The organism is uncultured Friedmanniella sp. (assembly GCF_964244005.1).
Lineage (GTDB): Bacteria > Actinomycetota > Actinomycetes > Propionibacteriales > Propionibacteriaceae > Microlunatus.
Genome location: NZ_CAXTHG010000020.1, coordinates 26,190 through 46,764, shown reverse-complemented (window position 1 = coordinate 46,764; position 20,575 = coordinate 26,190). Strand labels below are relative to the sequence as shown.

Sequence of the window (20,575 nt, the reverse complement as noted above, 5' to 3'; positions counted from 1 at the left end):
CGTGCACGCCCGGGGCGGCCGTACGTGCGGCACCGGATCAGGAGACGGAGAGGAGTGAGTTCCATGTCTGACATCACGCAGTCCAGCATCGCCATGATCGAGAAGCAGGGGACCACTCTGCGCCCGCGCGTGCCCATGGCCTGGCGGGAGGAGTGCGTCCTCGGCGCATTCCCGGTTGCCATGGCCTTCGTCCAGGACGGGACCACCGGCTTTACCGGTGTCGCCGTCATCGATCACCTGTACTCGACCCGAACGGGATCCTCTTCCTGTAGTCCGCCGGTGTAACACCAGCACCGACTGCCTCCAGGCCGTGAATCCCAGATCAACCGGGAATCACGGCCTTCGTGTTTCCCAGACCTTCGAACACCGGATCTCCGGTGTTCACGAGAGACGAGTGGGAACCATGAACGACGGAGGAGGTGGCCTGATGACTGTCTCGTCAGGCTCATCAGGATGGACAGCGGCAGCGGTGCTGTCGGGCAACCCGGGGCCGGATGTCCTGTCGCCCGACCTGCCCTGCCGGCTGGTCGACCCGGAGGTGTTCTTCGCTGAGGCGCCCGCTGACGTGGAGGCGGCCAAGGCGCTCTGCACCGACTGCCCGCTGCGGGCGTCCTGCCTGTCCGGGGCCCTCGAGCGGCGTGAGCCGTGGGGCGTCTGGGGCGGCGAGCTGTTCATCGCCGGTGTTGTCGTGGCGCGGAAGCGGCCTCGGGGTCGGCCGCGCAAGCAGCCGGTCGGCGCGGCAGCCGAGGTCACGCGCCGCGAGGCAGCCGCGTGAGCGGCGATGAGATGGGAACCGGGCTGAGCCGGGGCGAACGGTTGTTCCACGCCGTCCGGCTCTGGCTCAGCCGGGCCCTGTCGTGACTCGAGCAACGAGCCCCGGTTCGTGGGCTGCAGCACCGTTGGGTGAGCCCTCTATGCTCGGCTTGTTCGGTCTGGACCACCACTACGCGGCACAGCCGCGCGGGCACCGGCTCTGTCCAGGAGCCGATGGGTCGAGGTGGACCCGTGGTATCCCCGCCCACGCGCGTCCTGCGACCCGGGCTCGTCACTGTGCCGCGCAGTGGTGGTCCAGACCGTCCTCGGCCCAGCGCTGACGACCGCCCGCCCCCGTGTCGGCTCCGCTCCAGACCCGGGCAGGCTCTGCCGCCGGTACGGTCGCGGCGACCGCTACGCGTGCTCGGCGTAGCCGGGCAGGAACTCCTCGAGCACGTCGACGAAGGCGGCGCGGACGTTGAGCTGGGACAGCACCGCCAGACCGCCGAGCCAGACCCGGTGGATCAGCAGGTAGTCCGGCGGCAGGTTGATCTTGAACGCCATCCCGTTGCTGGCGCCGGGGTCCCGGACCCGGATGAACTGCTCGCGCATCCACTCCCGGTTGAACTGGAAGACCGGGACGGCGGCCGGCTCGACGAACGGCGCCAGGTAGTCGAAGAGGTCCTTCGGGTCGACGTCGGCCGTGACGAACCCTTCGCGGAACAGCTCGTCCTTCACCTGCTGGGCGTCACCCGACCGGGCGATGCCCAAGATCGTGCCCATGGCCCGGGGGAGGCCGTCCGGCAGTCGGGCGACCAGGCCGAAGTCGACCACGCCGAGCCGTCCGTCCGGGGTGATCCGGAAGTTGCCGGGGTGCGGGTCAGCGTGCAGCAGCCCCACCCGGCTCGGTCCGGCGAACAGGAACCGGACGTAGGACAGCCCGATCCGGTTGCGCTCGTCGGCTGACAGCTCCGAGGCGGTCGACAGCGCGCGCCCGTCGATCCACTCGCTCACCATCACCTTCGACGTCCCCGCCAGCACGTGCGGGACCACGAACTCGTCGCTGTCGGCGAACCCCTCGGCCGCCCGCTGCTGGGCGGCGGCTTCGATGGTGTAGTCGAGCTCCTCGCTGATCCGGGAGACGAGCTCGTCCACCAGCGGCCGGACGTCCATCCCCGCGGCGAGCGGGGCGAAAACCTTCGACAGCCGGGCGATCTGGCGCAGGTCCGAACGCAGAGCCTCGTCGGCGCCCGGATACTGCACCTTCACCGCGACCTGTCGGCCGTCGGCCCAGGTGGCCCGGTGAACCTGGCCGATCGAGGCCGCGGCGGCGGGCTCGGGGTCGAAGTCGAGGAACTGGTCCCGCCAGTCCACGCCGAGCTCGCGGCGCAGCACCGCGTGCACCCGGGACGTCGGCATCGGCGGGGCGTCGGCCTGCAGCCGGGTCAGCTGCTCGCGGTACGGGGCCGCGATGTCGTCCGGCAGCACCGACTCGAACAGGCTCATCGCCTGGCCGAACTTCATCGCGCCGCCCTTGAGGTCGCCGAGCACCTTGAAGAGCTGTTCGGCCGCACGCTGCTGCAGCTGGGCGCTGACCTGCTCAGCGGACGCGCCCCCGAGTCGTCGACCCAGTCCGAGGGTGGCGCGGCCGGCGGCGCCGAGCGGCAGCGACGCCAGCCGGGCGTTGCGCCGGAAGGACGATCGGGCCATCGGGTCCCCTGGTCGTGCCTTCACGGGGTCGTCGCTCATGGCGCCCATTCTGTCTGGGCCGCCCAAGCGCAGCCGCAGCCGGCGTGCACCGGCCAGGCTCGCCACCGCATCAGGTGGTCGCGGTCGGTCAGCTCGACGGTGGCGCCGGCGGCCTCCGGCAGCTCGCCTTGGAGGTGGGCGAGCAATTGCGCCACTCCGACACCGGCGGCCCAGGCGACCAGCACCGCCGACGCGCGTACCCGCAAGGCGGTCAGCTGGCCGAGCAGCAGCGGCCAGCCCGGATCGGCGTCCCGCCGGGTCAGGTCGGTGCATCGCAGACAGGCTGTCCGACCCGGCAGGACGAGCGGGCCCACCGTGCCGGTCGGTCCCGCCGCCCGCAGGACCAGGTGGGGTTGGTCGGTCCGTAGCAGGGCGTCGGTCAGGACCCGGTCGGGCTCGACGCTGTCGGTGGCGACGACCGTGAGCGCCAGGTCGCCGCGTTCGGGCTTGGACCAGTGGTTGACCACGGTCAGGCGGGCGCCGTGCGGCCGCGGCAGGTCCTGCAGGTCGGCGAGGGGCGGTTCGTTCCGGCGACCGCGGTCGGGCTGGTCGGCGGCGGCGTAGACGCGGAGGCCGGCGGCCAGCAGCAGCCGGGCGACCTGCTGGCCGAGCGGACCGAGGCCAATCAGCCGGACGGCGGCGCCGGTCGCTACGGAGCGGGCTGGCGAGCCGAGCAGTCCGGCGCGGTCAAGAGCGCCCAGCACCCGGTCGACGTCGGTCGACGTCAGGCCGGAGGTCGCGGCCCACCGACGCAGATGGGGGAGGGTGGTGTGGCCGTCGAGCCGCTCGAGGAGCGCAGCGGCGGCTGGGTGGTGCAGCACCACGGCGAACGGTTCGAGGCCGACCTGGAGGCGGTGCGGTCCGCGAACCAGGACCGGCACGGTGGCCGGCAGCAGCGGCCTGGTCGGCATCGACCGCGGCGCGGGCGGCGACCCGCACACGGGTCCCGCCGTAAGCTCGGGCTCAGGCACCGTGGACGCAGCAGAGACCGACATCACCGCAGTCTGGCTGACCGTCCCGACCCCTGGCTGGTTGTCCACAGGCTGGGGCGCGACCGAGGGCCGTGGGACCGGGGCGGTCGGGCGGACCGCCCCTGTCCTCAGGTCACGGGGTCACGAGGTCGCGAGGTCGCGGGGACTGGTGGCGTACCGCCCGGTCTCGCCGGCGTGGGGTCAGGCCTTGCCGAGGATGCGGTTGAGGTTCGTGCCGCAGACCGGGCACTTGGCCTTGGCCATCCGGGTGCCCTTGTCGTTCACGTGGACGTCGCCGGATGCCTCGCGCTTCTCCTTGCACTTCACGCAGTAGAACTCACCGCTGTAGGTCTCCGCCATGGAACTCTCCTTCTCGAGGTGTCGTGGACGGGTCGCGTCCACGAGACGGCGCTGCTCGCCCCGAGGTCGCGCCTTGCCGGCGGCGTCCACGACCGCGGCTGCATCGCTTGGTCGCCGGTAACACTACGGCAGGCTTTTCGCGCTCAGCGGGCAACCACGCCGAAGGCTGACAGCGACGTCGGACCGCTCACCGGCTCCGGACAGGACGAAACCTCCAGGAACATCGGCGCCGCTTGCCTTCCCCTGCGAACGTGCCGACCATCTGGAGGTTTCGTCTCCGGCACGCTAGCCGCCTCCGGGGCGGGGCGTCAAACGTCTCCGACGAGCCACTGTCCACCGGCTGTGGATGGGGCTGTGGACAACGTGTGCACCCACGCCCCGAACCTGTGGAGGCCGAACCGACGCCAGGCGGGTGCCATGTGGAAACCGGCCGTTCACCGCGCCGACATCTCCCCTGGCGCGCGGATGAGACGGACGCCGGGACCACCAGCCCGAGGTGCGGTCGGAGTAGCGTGACCGGTACCGGGCGGTACCCCCCTTCCGCCGGCACGATGAAGGGAGCCTCGATGTCCCAGCACGATCCAGGCCCTCCCTTCGAGGCGGCCCTGCTCGAGGTGCCGGCGGTCGCGAAGCCCCCGGTTGACGTGCCCCAGGTCGAGGTTCGGCGCAGCGGCCGCCGGACCCGGACGGTCACGGCCTACCGTGAACGCGGCACGATCGTGGTGCTCATCCCGTCCCGGATGTCTGCGGCCGACGAGCGGGTCTTCGTGGACTCGATGGTGGCCAAGGTGCTGGCTCGCGAGGCGAAGGGCGCGCCGCCGCGTGGCGACCGCGAGCTGCTCCACCGCGCGACCGTCCTGGTCGACACCTATCTGGCGCCGCTGAGCTCCCCGACCTACCCGACCGAGGTCCGCTGGGTCGCCAACCAGCGCCAGCGTTGGGGATCTTGCACCCCGAGCACCGGCGCGATCCGGTTGTCGGACCGACTGCGGTCGATGCCCGGTTGGGTCCTGGACTACGTGCTGCTGCACGAGCTCGCCCACCTCGTGGAGGCGAGTCACTCGCCGGCCTTCTGGCGGCTCGTCGCCTCCTACCCCGAGGCGGCGCGGGCGCGCGGCTACCTCGAGGGCTACCTCGCAGGCCAGGGTCGTGCGGACTCCGTCGAGGCCGGACTCGATGTCGACTGAACCCGCGCTGGTGGAGCCGGAGCGCCCCGCGGGTCCGCGCCGGGTCGCCCTCGTCTCGGCCCGGTACGGTGCCGGAGCCGCGGCACCGCCCGGGGTGGACGCCGCCGCGCTCGCGCAGGCTGCGCTCGCCGACAGCTATGAGGTGCTCGCCGACCTGGTCGGGGTCCGCAGCGGCATCGTCGGACCCGCGCCGGTTGCCGACCTGCTGTGGCCGGACGGGCTGTACCTGTCTGAAGGCGATGTGCTCAGCCTGGCCGCCCAGCTGAGCGGCCAGGCCGACGAGCTGGTCGTGGTGCCGGCAGACGTCCCCGACCTGCCGGGACTGGTGCTGGCGAAGGTGTTGAAGGTCCTGCACCGCAGCGACGTGGTCGTCGCTCCCGCCCGCGGCGGTGCGGGCTGCGTCGCGCTCGGGCTGCGGCTGCCCGTCGCTGGCTGGCTGGCCGACCAGCCGCTGGACCTGGACCTCGATCCGTACGAGCGGCTGCGCGCGGCCGCCCCCAGCCGGGACCAGGTCGCGCGGGCGCCGGACTGGCACCGGCTGCGGACGCCGGCGGACCTGCGTCGGCTGGATCCGGGCCTCGAAGGCTGGGAGCAGACGCGGCTGTTGCTGTCTGGGTCGACCACGGCCGCCCACGGGCCACGATGATCGTCTGGGACGCCGGGCCGACCCTCGCCGACCGCTTCCGGGCGCACGCCGGCACCAGTGAGCACCTCTACGGCTACGCCATGCGCGGGATGGCCGAGGACTGGGAGGCGGGCGGCCCGGTCCGCGAGATCTGCGCCGGCTACGAGGACGCGCCGAACGGCTCGGTGCTGCAGCTGCGGCTGCTGGCCGGTCTGTTCCGGCTGGTCCTCGCCGGTCGAGCGCCCGAGCTGCAGCCCTACTACGCCTGTCTCGGCGGTGACCGGCCGCCCTCGCACGGCTGGCCGGTGATGCAGCAGGTCATCGCCGCGCACGTGCCCGAGCTGCACGAAGCGCTCGGCACGGCTCCGCAGACGAACGAGGTCGGCCGGTCCGCAGCCCTGCTCGCGGGACTGTTCGACCTGGTGGCGGCGACCGGGGTGCACCAGGTACGGCTGCTCGAGCTGGGCGCGAGCGCCGGGCTGAACCTGTTGGTCGAGAGCATCGGCTACTCCGGGACGGCGTGGCGGTGGGGGCCGATGTCCTCTCCGCTGCAGCTCCGCGGCGCGATCGAGGGTCGGGTGGAGCCGCGGCGGTTCGCCGTGGTCGACCGGGCCGGCTGCGACCTGTCTCCGGTGGACGCCAACACCCTGGAGGGACGCCAGCTGCTCACCTCGTTCGTCTGGCCGTTCGACCTGCACCGGCACGCCCGGCTGGCGGCGGCGCTCCGGCTCGCCTCGGCGCACCCACTACGGGTGGACGCCGCTTCGGCGAGCGACTGGCTGCCGCAACGGCTGGCGGCCGCGTCCGAGGACGACGTCTTGACCGTCGTCTGGCAGTCCATCACCCAGCTCTACTGGTCAGCCGAGGAGGTCACCGCGGTCAAGACGGCGGTGGCTGAGCACGGCGCCGAGCACCGCGTAGCGCGGGTGATCATGGAGTACGAGGCCGACCACGACCTGGCCATGGACGACGCGGGCCCCGCCGCCAAACCGAGCGTCCGGACCGAGCTCTGGACGCCGGGCGCCGGCGAACCCGTCCGCCACCGGCTGGGCACCGCCCACGACCACGGCATCCCCGTACGCATCACCTCCACCTGATCCTCACCGATATGTCAGAGGCTCACGGGGCTCGACCCCGTGAGCGTCGGACACGTCGGAAGTCAGGAAGGGGTGGGCCCGTCGGACTCCTCGTCGAGCAGCTCGGCAAGAGCGGCGTCGAACTCGTCGTCGGTGCTGGTCTGCTGCTCGCCGGCCACGAAGCCGAGCGGGTCGTCGAGCCCGGCGGCGGTCGGCAGCAGGTCCGGGTGGGCCCAGACGGCGTCTCGGCCGTCGACGCCGCGCGCCTCACGGGTGGCCGCCCACAGGTTGGCCGCGTCCCGCATCCGGCGGGGCCGGAGCTCGAGCCCGACCAGGGTGGCGAAGGTCGCCTCGGCCGGCCCGCCGGAGGCCCGCGCCCGGCGTACGGTCTCGGCGAGTGCGGCGGCGGCCGGCATCCACCTGACCGTGGCCTGGGTCACGACCTCGTCGACCCAGCCCTCGACCAGCGCCAGCATGGTCTCCAGCCGCTCGAGCGTGGCGAGCTGCTCCGGCGTCTTCTGCGGCTCGAACAGCCCGCCCTCCAACGAGGCGCTCAGCTCCTCCAGGTTGGACGGGTCGACCTGGCCGACGGCCTGCTCGAGCGCGGAGGTGTCGATGGTGATGCCCGAGGCGTACTGCTCCACCAGCACCAGCATCTGCTCCCGCAGCCAGCCCGCGGAGGCGAACAGCCGCTGCCGGGCGCACTCGCGGAGCGCGAGATAGAGGGTGACGTCGGTCCCGCTCTGCTCAAGCCCTTCGCCGAAGGCGGCAACGTTGGTGGGCAGCAGGGCGACGTGACCGGGTTCGTTCAGCGGCAGCCCGATGTCGGTCACGCCGACCACCTCCGCCGCCAGCTGGCCGAGCCCCTGTCCCAGCTGCAGCCCGAACATCGACGCGCCCGAGGTGCGCAGCATCGGCCGCAGCATCTGCTCCATCCCGGCCATGCCGGGGATGGCGCCGGCCTCCTCGCCGCCGAAGCTCAGGGCGTTCTCCATCGCGTCGGCGATGTGGGTGGCGACGGGCTCGACCAGCCGCCGCCACGTCGGCATGGTGTTCTCGATCCACTCCGCCCGGCTCCACGCCGCCACGGTGGTGCTGACCCGGGGAAAGGTGGTGGCCTCGTCCAACCAGACCTCGGCGATCGAGACGGCCTCGGTCAGCGCCCGTTGCTGTGCTCCCGACGGCGTCGGGTCGGGGCCGAGCGAGGCGACGGTCGTCCGGGCGGTGTTCTTGGTGACCTCCCAGTTGACGCCCGAGCCCTCGGCCGGCGCGCCCTGACCGAACATCGCGCCGGCGCCGCCGAGCATCGAGAAGGCGCTCTGCAGCTGAGACGCGAGCGCGTTCATGTCACCGCCACCGCCCAACGCCCCGAACAGGGCCTCGAACGGGTTGGCCGGGTCGCCTGCGCCGCTGTTGTCGGCCGGCTTGCGCGAGCCGCCGCCCAGCTGCCAGCCGGCGTTCGGAGACGCGGGCTTGCCCGGACCGGCACCCGGCTGGGGCACCGGGGTCTCGGGCACGGGGGTGTCGGGTATGGGGGTCTCACCCTCGCCGAACGGGTCCAGCGGGCCGTCGCCCTCGCCGCGCTGGTCGTCCCCGGGTTGGTTGCCCTGAGGCGGGTTGTCCTTCGACATGGGGGCCACTCCTGACGTCGGGCCCGATCAGATCTCGGACGGATGCGGATCGAACAGATGCAGATCGAGCAGGTGCCCTCCACGGTACGCGTCCCGGGCCCTCCAGCGGGCCGGCGCAACCCCTGATCGCTCAGGGCGCAACCCCGAGCGCTGTCCAGCGGCTCAGTTAGGGTCGAGGCATGACATCGGCCGGGATCGTGCGGGAGGCGAGCATTGGGGAGACCCCGATCAGCGTCGACCGGCTGCTGGGCCTGGTTCGCGACGCTGACGTCGGCGGCGTCGCCCTGTTCGTCGGGGTGGTCCGCGACCACGACGGCGGCCAGGGCGTGGTCTCCCTCGACTACACCGCCCACCCGAGCGCGACGCAGGTGCTGACGAGCTGTGCCGAACGCGTCGCCGGTCGGCACGACCTGGTGGCGCTGGCGGTCGAGCACCGGGTCGGCCACCTCGAGGTCGGCGACCTGGCCGTGGTGGTGTCGGCGGGTGCGGTGCACCGGGCCGAGGCGCTCGCCGCCTGCGCCGAGCTGATCGACGACCTCAAGGCACAGGTGCCGATCTGGAAGGAACAGACCTTCGTCGACGGTGGGGCCGAGTGGGTCGGCCTGCCCGAGCCTGAGGCCCCGACCGACAGTGACACACCAACCGACAGTGGCACACGGACCGACAGTGGCACACGGACCGACAGGGACACACCAACCGACAGTGACACGCCGACCGTGAGGGATGCGTGACCCGGCAGACCTGGACGGCGTTCGCCTCGGCCCTCGTCTTCGTCATCTTCGCGGTCCTGCTCGTCGTGGTACCGGTCCCGTTCATCACCTGGGGGCCGGGCGACGCCCGCGACACCCTCGGGACCGTCGGCAGCGAACCGATCATCAAGGTCCAGGGCATCCAGACCTATCCGACCTCCGGCGAGCTCGACCTGACCGTGGTCTCAGTGACCCCCGCGGGCGCGCGGCTGAGCCTGCCCCAGGCGCTCGTCGCCTACTGGCTGCCGCACCGCGACGCCCTGCCGCGGGAGGCGGTCTACGTCCGCGGCAAGTCGGCCGAGGAGGTCCAGGCCGAGGACGCCGACCTGATGGAGACCGCCCAGGACGACTCGGTGGTCGCCGCCCTGCGCGCCGCCGGCCAGCCGGTGACCGAGATGCCAGCGGTCTACTCCGTGACCGTGGGCGGCCCGGCGCACCGGTTGCTGCTGCCCGGTGACCTGGTCACCTCCGTCGACGGCGTGCCGACATCCGACGCAGAGGCGGTCAGCGCCCAGATCCGCACGCACAAGCCCGGCGACGAGATCTCCTTCCGGGTGATCCGGCAGCGGGTGCCGACCACGGTGAAAGTCAAGGCGGCCCAGGCGAGCACCGCCGACGCCGCACCGGTGGTCGGAGCCACCATCGGAGAGGGCTACCAGTACGGCCCCCAGATCTCCTTCGACCTCGGCCAGGAGATCGGCGGCCCGAGCGCCGGGCTCGTCTTCGCCCTCGCCATCTACGACAAGATCACCGACGGCGCGCTGCTGGCCGGCGGTCACGTCGCTGGTACCGGCTCGATCACCCCCGACGGTGAGGTGGGCCCGATCGGCGGCATCCAGGAAAAGATCGCCGGGGCCGAGGACGCCGGCGCCCAGGTCTTCCTCGTGCCCGCGCCGAACTGCGGCGACCTGGCCGGGGTCCAGACCGACATGACCCTGGTCAAGGTCGCCACCCTCGCCGACGCGATCAGCGCCTTGCAGGCCCTCGACACCCCCGGGGGCGCCGACCGCGTCCCGCACTGCTGATGCCCGCCGTCCCCACATCTGGCCCCGACGGCCCGGCGACCGACCAGCAGGAGGCGCTGCTGGCGGCGCTGATCGAGCTCGAACGGCACGTCGGTTCGGCCGGTTGGGACGCCCCGCCGCGGCTCTTCGCCCTGGTCCAGACCGACGTCTTCGCGGCCGCCGAACCGGCCCTGGCGGCGGAGCTGGGCCTGCGGACCACGGCTGAGGGAGCTGCGCCCGCAGCCTTGACCGCCATCGAGCAGGAAGACTTCGTTCCGACCGGTGACCTGCTGGGCGACCTGGCGGCGCTGGAGTGGCCGGCGACGGTCTTCGGCTGCGCCCTCAGCGCCGAACGGACCTTCCTGCCGGCCGGTCAGGAAGGCGACCTGCCTGAGGACCCGGCCGCGGCCGCGGCGTACGTGGCGGCCCATCCGGCCCGGCAGGACATCCGCGTCGTGGTCGGGGCGGACCGGGCCGGGAACGTGCACGGAGTCGCCCGACTGGTGTCGGCCCCGAACGAGCTCTTGGGCGCGGCGGACCTCGTACCAGGGCTCGGAGCGGCGCTGGCGCATACGCTGGTCTGACGTCGGGGCGGGAACCACTGGTGCCGCTCGGGCGTGGGTGAGGCACAGGCACGTGAGGGACCATGCTCAGCCGGGGCATGGGGCGAGGAGACTTTGTTGAGTACCGTACGGACCGCTGGACGCCGGAGCGCCATTCTGCCGACGCTGGTGATCGTCGCCGTGCTGGTCGTCGTGTTCGCGATCTTCACCAACGTCTGGACCGACCGGCTCTGGTACCGCTCGTTCTCCTTCGGGAACGTCTTCAACACCGTGCTGCTGACCCGGATCGGGCTGTTCGCCTCGTTCGGGCTGCTGATGGCGGTCGTGGTGGCGGCGAGCGCAGCGATCGCGTACCGGCTGCGGCCGCGCTTTCGGACCGGCCCCGCGAGCAGTGCCCTGCTCGAGCGTTACCGCGAGCTGCTGGAGTCGAAGTTCGCGCTGATCGTGGCCGTCCTCGCCATCCTCGTCGGCCTGTTCGCCGGCGGCGCGGCGGCCGGTCAGATCTACACCTACCTCGCCTGGCGCAACTCGACGCCCTTCGGCACCACGGACCCCAAGTTCGGCCTCGACATCTCCTTCTTCGCGTTCAGCTACCCGTGGTGGCGGTTCGCGCTGTCCTTCCTCTTCGCCGCCCTCGCGCTGGCCACCGTGGCCGCGGCGGTGGTGCACTACGTGATGGGCGGGCTGCGCTTCTCCGGCGCCCGGCGCGGCGGCACCACCAGCGCCCAGGCTCAGCTGTCGGTCCTGATCGGGCTCGCCGTCATCGTCAAGGGCGTCGGCTACTGGTTCGACCGTTACGGCCAGGAGATCACGGGCCACCCGCTGTTCACCGGCATCAACTACACCGCCGACAACGCCACGATCACGGCCAACACGATCCTGGCCCTCATCGCCGGGATCAGCGCGCTGCTGTTCTTCGTCAACGCCGTGCTGCACCGCTGGGTCGTGCCGACCATCGCACTGATCCTGATGATCTTGTCCTCCATCCTGCTGGGGGTCGTCTATCCGGGTGCGGTGCAGTACTTCAGCGTCCGTCCGAGCGAGGCGGTCAAGGAGCGGCTCTACATCGAGCGCAACATCGCGGCCACCCGCGCCGCGTACGGGGTGGACAAGTCCGAGGTGACCAGCTACTCGGCCAGGACCAGCGCCAGCGCCGGCCAGCTGCAGTCCGACGCCGAGGCGCTGCCCGGCATCCGGCTGATCGACCCCAGCGTGGTCGGCCCGGCCTTCGAGCAGCTGCAGCAGGTCCGCGGCTACTACGCGTTCCCCGACACCCTGGACGTGGACCGCTACACGATCAAGGGCGCCGAGACCGATGCCGTGGTCGGCGTGCGTGAGATGAACCAGGACGGCGTCCCGGGCAAGAACTGGAACAACCTCAAGACTGTCTACACCCACGGCTACGGCCTGGTCGCGGCCTACGGCAACCAGCGCCAGTCCGGCGGCGAGCCGGAATGGATCGCGCAGGGCATCCCACCCACCGGTGAGCTGGCCGAGGCCGAGCCGCGGATCTACTTCGGTGAGTCCACCAGCCAGGGCTACTCGATCGTCGGGGCGCCGGCGGGCGCCGCTCCGGTCGAGCTGGACACCCCCGGTGGGGGTAAGGACGGAGCCCAGCAGAACTTCACCTACGACGGGTCGGGCGGGGTCAAGATCGGCAGCCTGTGGCACCGCATCCTCTACGCCGCGAAGTTCGCCGACGTCAACATCCTGCTGTCCTCCCGGGTCAACGACGCGTCCAAGATCATCTACGACCGCACCCCGCGCGAGCGGGTGGCCAAGGCGGCGCCCTGGCTGACCGTCGACGGCGACGCCTACCCGGCGGTCGTGGGCGGCCGGATCGTCTGGATCGTCGACGGCTACACCACCTCGGACTCCTACCCCAACAGCCAGCGTTACAGCCTGCGAGACGTCACCTCGGACTCCCAGACGGCCGCGAACAGCACGGTCGTGGCCCAGGCCGACACCCAGGTCAACTACATGCGGAACTCCGTCAAGGCCGTCGTCGACGCCTACGACGGCACGGTGAAGCTCTACCAGTGGGACACCGAAGACCCGGTGCTGCAGACCTGGGAGAAGGCGTTCCCCGGGGTCGTCCAGCCCTACGAGTCGATCTCCGCCGAGCTGAAGGCGCACCTGCGCTATCCGCAGGACCTCTACAAGATGCAGCGCGAGGTCCTGGCCCGCTACCACGTCACCGACCCCGAGCTCTGGTACTCCACCTCAGCTCAGTGGGAGGTGCCGAACGACCCGGTCAAGAACAACAGCAGCACCAAGGAACCGCCGTTCTACCTGTCGGTGAAGTGGCCCCAGGACACCTCGGCGATCTTCTCCCTGACCAGCGCGTACGTGCCGAAAGGCCGCTCCAACCTGGCCTCGTACATGGCCGTGAACGCCGACGCCAGCAGCCCCGACTACGGTCGGATCCGGATCCTCACCATGTCCGACACCACCCAGATCGACGGCCCAGGGCAGTCGTTCAACGCGATGCAGACCAACGAGGCCGTCGCCACCCGGTTGCGCTCCTACAACCAGCAGGGCTCGGCGACGGCCAGCTTCGGCAACCTGCTCACCTTGCCGGTCGGCGGGGGGCTCCTCTACGTGACCCCGGTCTACACCCAGCGGCCCAGCGGTAACGGTGCCTATCCGGCGCTGACCTTCGTGGTCGTCCGCTTCGGGCAGTCGGTCGGCATCGGGGACACCCTGCAGGAGGCCTTGGACTCGGTGTTCAAGGGCAACGCCGGCGTCACCACCCCGGACGGCGGGGAGCCGAGCGAGCCGACGGAACCTGGTACGGGCAAGACCGACAACCCCACCGCCATCCGTGCCCTGGACGAGGCCGAAACCGCCTTCACCGCCGCGCAGAAGGCACTGACCGCCGGCGACCTGGGCACCTACCAGGAGCGGATCAAGGACGCCCAGGACGCGACCGCCCGCGCCCTCAAGGCCATGGGCCAGTAACCCCGAGCCCTTCGACAGGCTCAGGGAACGGAATCATTCCCTGAGCCTGCCGAAGAGCCTCAGGGTGCGGGGCGGACCTCGACGTCGAAGCCGGCGGCGCGGATGGGCTCGGCGATGACCGAGGCGTCCCCGACGACGACGAGGCTCAGGTCGTCGAGGTGCACCAGCGACTCGTACGCGTTGGTGGCCGACTCGGGCGTCACCGCGCCGAGGGCGGCGAGCGAACGGTCCACGTAGTCCTCCGGCAGGCCGGCGAGGAGCTGCGTGCCGGCCTGGTCGGCCACGCCGTCGGCGGTGGCGTAGCGCAGCGGGGAGACCCCGACGAAGTAGGCGACGGCCTCGCGGACCTCGTCGGCGCTGAAGGGTCGAGCCGCCACCGGCAGCAGCTCGCGGGTGATGGCCAGCGCGTCGGCGACCACCTCGGTCCGGAACGAGCCCTGGACCGCGAACGACCCCGCCCCGCGCAGCGGCCCGAAGTTCATCCGGACGCCGTAGGTGTAGCCCTTGTCCTCGCGGAGCACCGCGTTCAGGCGGGAGAGGAACGCCCCGCCCATCGCGTAGCCGGCCACGCTGATGTCGGCCCAGCGCGGGTCGAGCCGGTCGATCCCGTAGGCACCCAGCCGGACGTCGGCCTGGACGGCGCCGGGCCGGTCGAGCACGGTCAGTCGGCGGGGACCCGCGGCCGGGGCCGCGTACGTCGTCGGCTCCTGGTCGTCGTTGCGCCAGCCGCCCAGGTGCCGGTCGGCCAGCACGACGGGGTCCTCACCGAAGTCCCCCGCGAAGACCAGCGTGGCGCCCGCCGGTCCGTAGTGGCGCCGGTGGAAGTCCCGGACGGCGTCGGCGGTCACGGCGGCCACGGTCTCGGGCTCGCCGCCGTTCATCCGGGACGCACGGCTGGCCGCGTCGAACACGCAGCCGCGGAAGGCGTTCGTGGCCGTCTGGGCGGAGTTGGCCTGGGCCTGCTCGATCTCGGCCAGCCGCAGCGTGACGTGCCGGGCGACGTCGCGGTCGGCGAGGTCGGGGGCGGTGACCGCTTCGGCGAAGAGCTCCAGCGCGCGGTCGAGCCGCGAGACGGGGACGTCCAGCACCGCCTGGGTGCCGGCGAGGGTCAAGTCGATGCCGAAGCCGGCCCCCTCGGTCTCCATCAGCTCAGCGAACTCCTCGCCGGGGTGCCGCCGGCTGCCCTCGTCCAGGGTGCGCGCACACATCGTCGCGACCCCCTCGAGCTCGCGGGCTTCGGCGTTCAGCGGCAGGTCCAGCACGAGGTGCACGGCGGCGACGTGCTGCCCCGGCAGCGCGTAGGTGAGGGTGCTGATGCCGTTGCTCAACGTGCCCCGCACCGGGGTCGGGAAGCTCCAGGCGCCGGGCGGACCGACCGGGGGAGGGGTGGAGATGACGGTCATGCCGCGCTCCTGCCGGTCGAGCCCTGACGGTAGACGAGGGTGGCGCGCTGGTCGCTGCGGAAGACCGAGCCGACGACGTCGACCAGGTCGTCGAGCCCGACCGCCTCGATCTCGGCGATCCGGGTGTTGACCAGCGCCGGGTTGCGGTGCAGCGTGGCGAACTCCCCGAACGCGTCGGCCCGTGAGTCGACGCGGGCCAGCTCGTGCAGCCAGTGCCGTTCGTACTGGGCCTTGGCCCGGCGCAGCTCGCGCTCGGTCGGCGGCTCGCTGACCAGCCGGTCGACCTCGGCGGCCAGCGCGGCCTCGACCTGCTCGACCTCGACGCCGTCGCGGGCCCGGCCGTAGGCAAAGCCGTAAGAGCTGCCGCCGATCAGCCCGAGGGTGCTGGCACCGGAGCTTTCGGCGAGCTCGGCGGAGCGGACGAGCTGGCGGTGCAGCCGCGAGGTCTGGCCGTGGCCGAGGATCGAGAAGGCCAGGTCAACGGCGTCGAACTCCGGCGTCCCGCGGGCCGGCAGCCGCCAGGTGAGGTAGACCGCGGCGGCGGGGACGTCGGCGGTGGTCTCCGCCCGTTCGGTCCCGGTCAGCGGCGGCAGCGGCGCGGGTACGACCTTGGCCGGCTTGTGGCCGCCGTGCAGCCCGCCGAAGTAGGTGTCGGCGCGCTCGAACGCCCGGTCGGGCTCGACGTCACCGACGATCGACAGGACCGCGTTGCTGGGCAGGTAGTGGGTGCGGAAGAAGTGCTGGACGTCCTCCAGCGTGGCGGCGTTCAGGTCGTCCATCGAGCCGATGGTGGTGTGGCCGTACGGGTGCTGCTCGGGGAAGGTCAGCCGGATCAGCCGCTCCATCACGTCGCCGTAGGGGACGTTGTCGTAGCGCTGCCGCTTTTCCTCCTTCACCACCTCGCGCTGGTTGTCCAGGCTCTCCTGGGTCATCGTGTCGAGCAGTCCGCCAAGCCGGTCGGCCTCCAGCCACAGCGCCAGGTCGAGGCCGCCGCTCGGCAGCGTCTCGAAGTAGTTGGTGCGGTCGAACCAGGTGGTGGCGTTGACCGAGGCGCCGGCCGCCTGCAGCAGGCCGATGTGCTGGCCGGTGGGCACGTGGGTGGAGCCCTGGAACATCAGGTGCTCGAAGAGGTGCGCGAACCCGGTCCGGCCGGGCTGCTCGTCGCGGGAGCCGACGTCGTACCAGAGGTTGACTGCGACCGTCGGCGTGCCGTGGTCGGGGCTGGCGATCACCGTCAGGCCGTTGGTCAGGGTGCGCTGCACGATGGGGTAGGCGAGCGGTGCGGCGGGGCTCATGTCGCCCATCAGAACACACGCCGCCGACAAGCCCCGCACGCCGAGTTGTCCGACGCTCACGGGGCCCGTGCACCGTCAGCGTCTGACCGGTCGGACTCAGCCGAGCAGGCCGGCGGCCCGGGCCGGCTCGGCGTAGGCCGCACCGAGCGACGCGGTCGTCTCGTGCGCGTTCAGCCCGCTCGGGTTGGGCACCACCCACAGCCGCGCCCCCTCCAGCCTCTCCGGCTGCTCGCCCGCCCGGGCCTTCGGTCGACCGAAGGCCTGCCGGTAGGCGGTGACCCCCGCGACCGCGACCACCGCGGGCCGGTACCTGGCCACGAACGCCGTCAGCCGTCGGCTGCCTGCCCGCAGCTCGTCGGCGTCGAGCTCGTCAGCCCGGATGGTCGCCCGGTTGACCAGGTTGGTGATGCCGACCCCGCGACCGACGACGTACGTCCGGTCGTCCTCGGTCATCCCGGCCGCCCGGTCGATCTCGCGCTCGAGGATCCCGGCGAGCCGTAGCGCGGGATAGAAGCGGTTGCCGGGATGGGAGAAGTGGGTGCCGGTCGCCGCCGTCCACAGGCTCGGGTTGATCCCGACGAACAGCAGCCGCAGCCCCGGCCCCACCAGGTCGGGGACGGACCCGTCCCGGTGGCTCTCCAGCTCGGCCCGCGTGTACCCCACACCGCGAACCTACGTGCCCAGGATTTCTGTCGGACCGCACCGGTAGCGTGCGCGCCATGACCTCCACGCCCATCGACGCAAACCGGACCGACTCTTCCGTCATCGATCTGGGCCGGCCGGTCGCCGGCGACGTGGTCGCACTGATCCTCGCCGACCACGTGCGCTTCGAGACGCTGCTGCGCCAGCTGCGCGACTCCAGCGCCGACCGCGACGCCGTCCGCCGAGCGCTGGCGACGCTGCACGTCGCCCACGCCGAGGCCGAGGAGCGTCTCGTCTACCCGACGCTGCGCCGCGAGCACGCCATCGGCGCCCACGAGGCCGAACACGGCGAGGAGGAGCACGCCGAGGGCAACCAGGCGCTGCTCGACGTGCTCGAGCTGGCCGAGGTGAGCGGGAAGGAGTTCGACGAGGCCGTCGAGGAGCTCTCCAAGGTGCTCAACCACCACCTCACCGAAGAGGAGCTCACCATCCTCAACCCGGCGCGCTCCAATGTCCCCGCCGACGTCCGGGCCGAGCTGGGGCAGGCCTTCGTGACCGAGCGGAACGCGCAGATCGACGACGACTGCGGCCGGGTCGAGAACGTCCGCGCCCTCGTCGCCCGCGCCGAGAAGTCCGGCTTGCTGGACGAGGACGCCGACGAGGCCTGAGGACGGCATCTGATTGGACGGAACCTGATTGGAACGTGGCATCCGGCGTGCTAGGTGGACGCCGGCGCACAGCGAAGCACAAGATGGGACACCGTACGAACGGTGGCCGTACCTCCCCGGTCATCGACAGCGTCAGGCCCCCGCCTGACCAACACGTCAAGGGGTACGCGTGAACGCACCGGTCGAGCTCAAGAAGGGGCTCAAGCAACGCCACCTCACCATGATCGCCATGGGCGGGGTGATCGGCGCCGGCCTGTTCGTCGGCTCGGGCAAGGTGATCGCGAAGGCCGGTCCCGGCGCCTTCCTGACCTACGCCATCACCGGCGTGCTGATCATCCTGGTGATGCGGATGCTCGGCGAGATGGCGACGGCGAACCCCTCTACCGGGTCGTTCGCCGACTACGCCCGGCAAGCGCTCGGCGGCTGGGCGGGCTTCTCCGTCGGCTGGCTCTACTGGTACTTCTGGGTGATCGTGATCGGCTTCGAGGCCGTGGCTGGCGCTGGGGTGCTGCAGTACTGGCTGCCGAACGTCCCGCTGTGGCTGATGTCGCTCATCCTGATGACTCTGATGACGGCGACGAACCTGTTCTCGGTCTCCTCGTTCGGGGAGTTCGAGTTCTGGTTCGCCGGCATCAAGGTGGCCGCCATCGTGATCTTCCTCGTGCTCGGCACGCTCTACGTCATCGGCGCCTGGCCCAACCGGTCGTTCGACGTCAGCAACCTCACCGCTCAGGGCGGCTTCTTCCCCCTCGGCGGGGGAGCCATCGTCTCCGGCATCGTCGTCGTGATCTTCTCCATGGTCGGTGCTGAGGTGGCCACCATCGCCGCCGCCGAGTCGCCCGACCCGGGTCGCTCGATCGCCAAGGCGACGAACTCGGTCATCTTCCGGATCGCGATCTTCTTCGTCGGCTCGATCTTCCTGCTCGCGGTGATCTTGCCCTGGAACTCCGCCGACCTGACCGCGTCGCCCTACGTCTCGGCGTTCAAGGCGATGGGGATCCCGTACGCCGACCACATCATGAACGCGGTCGTCCTCACCGCCGTCCTGTCCTGCCTCAACTCCGGGCTCTACACCTCCTCCCGGATGCTCTTCGTGCTGGCCGCCCGGCGCGAGGCGCCCGTCGCGCTGATGACGGTGAACAAGCGGGGCGTGCCGATGGCGGCGATCCTGGGCTCCAGCGTCGTCGGCTTCCTCTGCGTCATCGCCGCGGCCATCTCCCCGGACCAGGTCTTCCTGTTCCTGCTCAACTCCTCGGGCGCCATCATCTTGTTCGTCTACCTGCTGATCGCGATCTCCCAGATCGTGCTCCGTCGGCGGACCAGCCCGGAAAAGCTGACGGTGAAGATGTGGGGCTTCCCGGTCCTGTCGATCATCGTGGTCGTCGCCATCCTGCTCGTGCTGTTGCAGATGGGCCTGCAGGCCGACGTCCGGATCCAGCTGATCCTCAGCCTGGCCGCCTGGGCCCTGGTGCTCGTGCTGTACTTCGCGACCCGATCGCTGCGCAACCGGGCTCCGGTCGAGGCGGTCGACAAGGGACCGGCGGCCGGCGGACCCGCGACCCGGGTGCTGGTGCTGGCCAACGAGACCGTCGAGGGCGCGGAGCTGATGGACGAGCTCACCTCCATCGACCAGGCTCGTAGCGCCTCGTACTTCGTCTGCGTCCCGGCCAACCCGATCGACACCGGTCAGGCGATGCACCGGGGGGCGGCGTTCGTCTGGCAGGCGACCACCGAGGCGGCGCAGGCCCGGCTGAACCGGACCCTCGACCAGCTGCGCACCGCCAACCTGGACGCCGACGGCGCGCTCGGGGACTACCGTCCGCTGCGGGCGCTCGCCGACGCGGTCGAGCAGTTCCACCCCGACCGGCTGGTGATCTGCACGCTGCCCGAGGACCGGTCCGCCTGGCTGCGCTACGACGTGGTGGACCGAGCCCGCGAGGCCTACGACATCCCCGTCACCCACGTCGTCGTCCAGTCCACCACCGTCAGTGCCTGAGCGGTCTGAGCAGTCCGAGCGATACGAGCGGCTCGCGTCGGCCGCGCTGACCCTGAGGACGAGGTCCACACCATGACCATCCTCGTCGGGCTGGCCGCGGGGGAGCGGGGCGCACCGGCCCTCGACGTCGGAGGGATGCTGGCCCGGTCGGCCGGGGACGACCTGGTCGTCACCACGGTCGTCCCCACCCCGTGGCCGCCGAGCCCGGACCGGATCGACGCGGAGTTCCTCGCACTGTCGGAGCAGATGGCCGAGGGGGTGCTCGCCTCAGCGCGGGCCCGGCTCGCGCCCGACCTCACCGTCGACTACGTCGTCCACCACGACCGGTCGATCCCGGCGGGGCTGCTCGCGGTCGCCGACCAGCACCAGGCGACGCAGGTCGTGCTGGGGTCCTCCGCGGCGGGCGGCTACGGCCGGGTGAGCGTCGGCGGGGTGGCCGCCCGGCTGCTGCACAGCTCAGACGTGCCGGTCACCCTGGCCCCGAGCGGCTTCGTCGCCCGGACCGACACCCGGGTACGCCGGGTCACCGTCGCCTTCGGCCGGGCGGACGGCGGCAGCGACCTGCTTGCCAGCGCGGCCGAGGTGGCCGGCCGGATCGGCGCGTCGATCCGGGTGGTCTGCTTCGCGGTCCGGCCGTCCCCCGCCATGCCCGCCGCGGTGGCCGAGACGGCCGACGACTTGGTGGCCGAGGAATGGGTCCGCGGCCTGGAGCGCGACATCAGCGCCACCCTGGACCAGCCCGTCCCGACGGTCCTCGGTCGGGGTGACTCCTGGCCCGCAGCCCTGACCGACGTGCCCTGGGCCGAGGGGGACGTGCTCGCCATCGGCACCTCCAGCTCGGCGGTCAGCCGGTTCTTCCTCGGCTCGCACGCCACCAAGATCGCCCGCAGCTCACCCGTCCCGGTGGTCCTCGTCCCCCGTTCGCTCACCGCCACCTGACCC

The 20,575-nt window shown here is 71.7% G+C and carries 19 protein-coding genes; 12 read left to right on the top strand and 7 right to left on the bottom strand.

The window, feature by feature from the left end:
* Positions 1 to 63: 63 nt before the first annotated feature.
* Together ACFE76_RS13580 and ACFE76_RS13575 are read left to right on the top strand one after the other, a co-directional pair.
* Positions 64 to 285, top strand: coding sequence for a hypothetical protein (locus tag ACFE76_RS13580; protein WP_375432294.1), 222 nt, complete (start codon positions 64 to 66; stop codon positions 283 to 285).
* 142 nt (positions 286 to 427) lie between these two features.
* Entirely contained in the window at positions 428 to 775 is a 348-nt protein-coding gene (locus tag ACFE76_RS13575; RefSeq protein WP_375432293.1) for a WhiB family transcriptional regulator, read from the top strand.
* A gap of 392 nt (positions 776 to 1,167) precedes the next feature.
* On the opposite strand, the gene ACFE76_RS13570 is transcribed toward ACFE76_RS13575, so the two are convergent.
* The 3 genes from ACFE76_RS13570 to ACFE76_RS13560 all read right to left on the bottom strand — a co-directional run bounded on the left by ACFE76_RS13570 (position 1,168) and on the right by ACFE76_RS13560 (position 3,833).
* On the bottom strand, positions 1,168 to 2,502 hold the full coding sequence (locus ACFE76_RS13570; RefSeq protein ID WP_375432292.1) for an ABC1 kinase family protein: 1,335 nt from the start codon (positions 2,500 to 2,502) through the stop codon (positions 1,168 to 1,170).
* Complete coding sequence (locus ACFE76_RS13565) at positions 2,499 to 3,413, bottom strand: hypothetical protein (RefSeq protein WP_375432291.1); 915 nt, start codon at positions 3,411 to 3,413, stop codon at positions 2,499 to 2,501. The genes ACFE76_RS13570 and ACFE76_RS13565 overlap by 4 nt, the downstream gene beginning before the upstream one ends.
* A gap of 261 nt (positions 3,414 to 3,674) precedes the next feature.
* Entirely contained in the window at positions 3,675 to 3,833 is a 159-nt protein-coding gene (locus tag ACFE76_RS13560; protein ID WP_344813931.1) for a DUF5679 domain-containing protein, read from the bottom strand.
* 566 nt (positions 3,834 to 4,399) lie between these two features.
* Between ACFE76_RS13560 and ACFE76_RS13555 the strand changes: the two genes are divergently transcribed.
* The 3 genes from ACFE76_RS13555 to ACFE76_RS13545 are packed head-to-tail and all read left to right on the top strand — an operon-like array spanning position 4,400 to position 6,742.
* Positions 4,400 to 5,020: a YgjP-like metallopeptidase domain-containing protein gene (locus ACFE76_RS13555; protein ID WP_375432290.1), complete on the top strand. Its 621-nt coding sequence runs from the start codon at positions 4,400 to 4,402 to the stop codon at positions 5,018 to 5,020.
* Complete coding sequence (locus tag ACFE76_RS13550) at positions 5,010 to 5,666, top strand: hypothetical protein (protein WP_375432289.1); 657 nt, start codon at positions 5,010 to 5,012, stop codon at positions 5,664 to 5,666. The genes ACFE76_RS13555 and ACFE76_RS13550 overlap by 11 nt, the downstream gene beginning before the upstream one ends.
* Positions 5,663 to 6,742: a DUF2332 domain-containing protein gene (locus ACFE76_RS13545; RefSeq protein WP_375432288.1), complete on the top strand. Its 1,080-nt coding sequence runs from the start codon at positions 5,663 to 5,665 to the stop codon at positions 6,740 to 6,742. The genes ACFE76_RS13550 and ACFE76_RS13545 overlap by 4 nt, the downstream gene beginning before the upstream one ends.
* 62 nt (positions 6,743 to 6,804) lie before the next feature.
* On the opposite strand, the gene ACFE76_RS13540 is transcribed toward ACFE76_RS13545, so the two are convergent.
* Positions 6,805 to 8,352: a zinc-dependent metalloprotease gene (locus ACFE76_RS13540; protein ID WP_375432287.1), complete on the bottom strand. Its 1,548-nt coding sequence runs from the start codon at positions 8,350 to 8,352 to the stop codon at positions 6,805 to 6,807.
* Between the two features lie 179 nt (positions 8,353 to 8,531).
* On the opposite strand from ACFE76_RS13540, the gene ACFE76_RS13535 reads away from it, so the two are divergent.
* From ACFE76_RS13535 to ACFE76_RS13520, 4 genes are all read left to right on the top strand, one after another.
* Positions 8,532 to 9,083: a molybdenum cofactor biosynthesis protein MoaE gene (locus ACFE76_RS13535; RefSeq protein ID WP_375432286.1), complete on the top strand. Its 552-nt coding sequence runs from the start codon at positions 8,532 to 8,534 to the stop codon at positions 9,081 to 9,083.
* Complete coding sequence (locus ACFE76_RS13530; RefSeq protein WP_375432285.1) at positions 9,080 to 10,126, top strand: PDZ domain-containing protein; 1,047 nt, start codon at positions 9,080 to 9,082, stop codon at positions 10,124 to 10,126. The genes ACFE76_RS13535 and ACFE76_RS13530 overlap by 4 nt, the downstream gene beginning before the upstream one ends.
* Entirely contained in the window at positions 10,126 to 10,689 is a 564-nt protein-coding gene (locus ACFE76_RS13525) for a PPA1309 family protein (RefSeq protein WP_375432284.1), read from the top strand. Before ACFE76_RS13530 ends, ACFE76_RS13525 begins: the two co-directional genes overlap by 1 nt.
* 96 nt (positions 10,690 to 10,785) lie before the next feature.
* Complete coding sequence (locus ACFE76_RS13520; protein WP_375432283.1) at positions 10,786 to 13,629, top strand: UPF0182 family protein; 2,844 nt, start codon at positions 10,786 to 10,788, stop codon at positions 13,627 to 13,629.
* A gap of 59 nt (positions 13,630 to 13,688) precedes the next feature.
* On the opposite strand, the gene ACFE76_RS13515 is transcribed toward ACFE76_RS13520, so the two are convergent.
* The 3 genes from ACFE76_RS13515 to ACFE76_RS13505 form a co-directional block, all read right to left on the bottom strand.
* Positions 13,689 to 15,032 (bottom strand): M16 family metallopeptidase, encoded by a 1,344-nt coding sequence (locus ACFE76_RS13515; RefSeq protein WP_375432282.1) that lies wholly within the window; start codon positions 15,030 to 15,032, stop codon positions 13,689 to 13,691.
* Positions 15,029 to 16,327, bottom strand: coding sequence for a M16 family metallopeptidase (locus ACFE76_RS13510; protein ID WP_375432281.1), 1,299 nt, complete (start codon positions 16,325 to 16,327; stop codon positions 15,029 to 15,031). Before ACFE76_RS13510 ends, ACFE76_RS13515 begins: the two co-directional genes overlap by 4 nt.
* Positions 16,328 to 16,423: 96 nt before the next feature.
* Positions 16,424 to 16,990 (bottom strand): mismatch-specific DNA-glycosylase, encoded by a 567-nt coding sequence (locus tag ACFE76_RS13505; RefSeq protein ID WP_375432280.1) that lies wholly within the window; start codon positions 16,988 to 16,990, stop codon positions 16,424 to 16,426.
* Positions 16,991 to 17,046: 56 nt separating this feature from the next.
* On the opposite strand from ACFE76_RS13505, the gene ACFE76_RS13500 reads away from it, so the two are divergent.
* The 3 genes from ACFE76_RS13500 (at position 17,047) to ACFE76_RS13490 (ending at position 20,572) form a co-directional block, all read left to right on the top strand.
* On the top strand, positions 17,047 to 17,637 hold the full coding sequence (locus tag ACFE76_RS13500) for a hemerythrin domain-containing protein (RefSeq protein ID WP_375432279.1): 591 nt from the start codon (positions 17,047 to 17,049) through the stop codon (positions 17,635 to 17,637).
* Between the two features lie 169 nt (positions 17,638 to 17,806).
* Positions 17,807 to 19,633, top strand: a complete 1,827-nt coding sequence (locus tag ACFE76_RS13495; protein WP_375432278.1) for an amino acid permease — start codon at positions 17,807 to 17,809, stop codon at positions 19,631 to 19,633.
* 72 nt (positions 19,634 to 19,705) lie between these two features.
* Positions 19,706 to 20,572 (top strand): universal stress protein, encoded by an 867-nt coding sequence (locus ACFE76_RS13490; protein WP_375432277.1) that lies wholly within the window; start codon positions 19,706 to 19,708, stop codon positions 20,570 to 20,572.
* The last annotated feature ends 3 nt before the right edge of the window (positions 20,573 to 20,575 follow it).

Coding starts and splice junctions, on each gene's coding strand:
- ACFE76_RS13550 (WP_375432289.1), top strand. CDS start 5,010: ATGTCGACTGAACCCGCGCTGGTGGAGCCGGAGCGCCCCGCGGGTCCG.
- ACFE76_RS13545 (WP_375432288.1), top strand. CDS start 5,663: ATGATCGTCTGGGACGCCGGGCCGACCCTCGCCGACCGCTTCCGGGCG.
- ACFE76_RS13525 (WP_375432284.1), top strand. CDS start 10,126: ATGCCCGCCGTCCCCACATCTGGCCCCGACGGCCCGGCGACCGACCAG.
- ACFE76_RS13515 (WP_375432282.1), bottom strand. CDS start 15,032: ATGACCGTCATCTCCACCCCTCCCCCGGTCGGTCCGCCCGGCGCCTGG.
- ACFE76_RS13540 (WP_375432287.1), bottom strand. CDS start 8,352: ATGTCGAAGGACAACCCGCCTCAGGGCAACCAACCCGGGGACGACCAG.
- ACFE76_RS13580 (WP_375432294.1), top strand. CDS start 64: ATGTCTGACATCACGCAGTCCAGCATCGCCATGATCGAGAAGCAGGGG.
- ACFE76_RS13535 (WP_375432286.1), top strand. CDS start 8,532: ATGACATCGGCCGGGATCGTGCGGGAGGCGAGCATTGGGGAGACCCCG.
- ACFE76_RS13560 (WP_344813931.1), bottom strand. CDS start 3,833: ATGGCGGAGACCTACAGCGGTGAGTTCTACTGCGTGAAGTGCAAGGAG.
- ACFE76_RS13500 (WP_375432279.1), top strand. CDS start 17,047: ATGACCTCCACGCCCATCGACGCAAACCGGACCGACTCTTCCGTCATC.
- ACFE76_RS13565 (WP_375432291.1), bottom strand. CDS start 3,413: ATGCCGACCAGGCCGCTGCTGCCGGCCACCGTGCCGGTCCTGGTTCGC.
- ACFE76_RS13490 (WP_375432277.1), top strand. CDS start 19,706: ATGACCATCCTCGTCGGGCTGGCCGCGGGGGAGCGGGGCGCACCGGCC.
- ACFE76_RS13575 (WP_375432293.1), top strand. CDS start 428: ATGACTGTCTCGTCAGGCTCATCAGGATGGACAGCGGCAGCGGTGCTG.
- ACFE76_RS13555 (WP_375432290.1), top strand. CDS start 4,400: ATGTCCCAGCACGATCCAGGCCCTCCCTTCGAGGCGGCCCTGCTCGAG.
- ACFE76_RS13510 (WP_375432281.1), bottom strand. CDS start 16,327: ATGAGCCCCGCCGCACCGCTCGCCTACCCCATCGTGCAGCGCACCCTG.
- ACFE76_RS13570 (WP_375432292.1), bottom strand. CDS start 2,502: ATGAGCGACGACCCCGTGAAGGCACGACCAGGGGACCCGATGGCCCGA.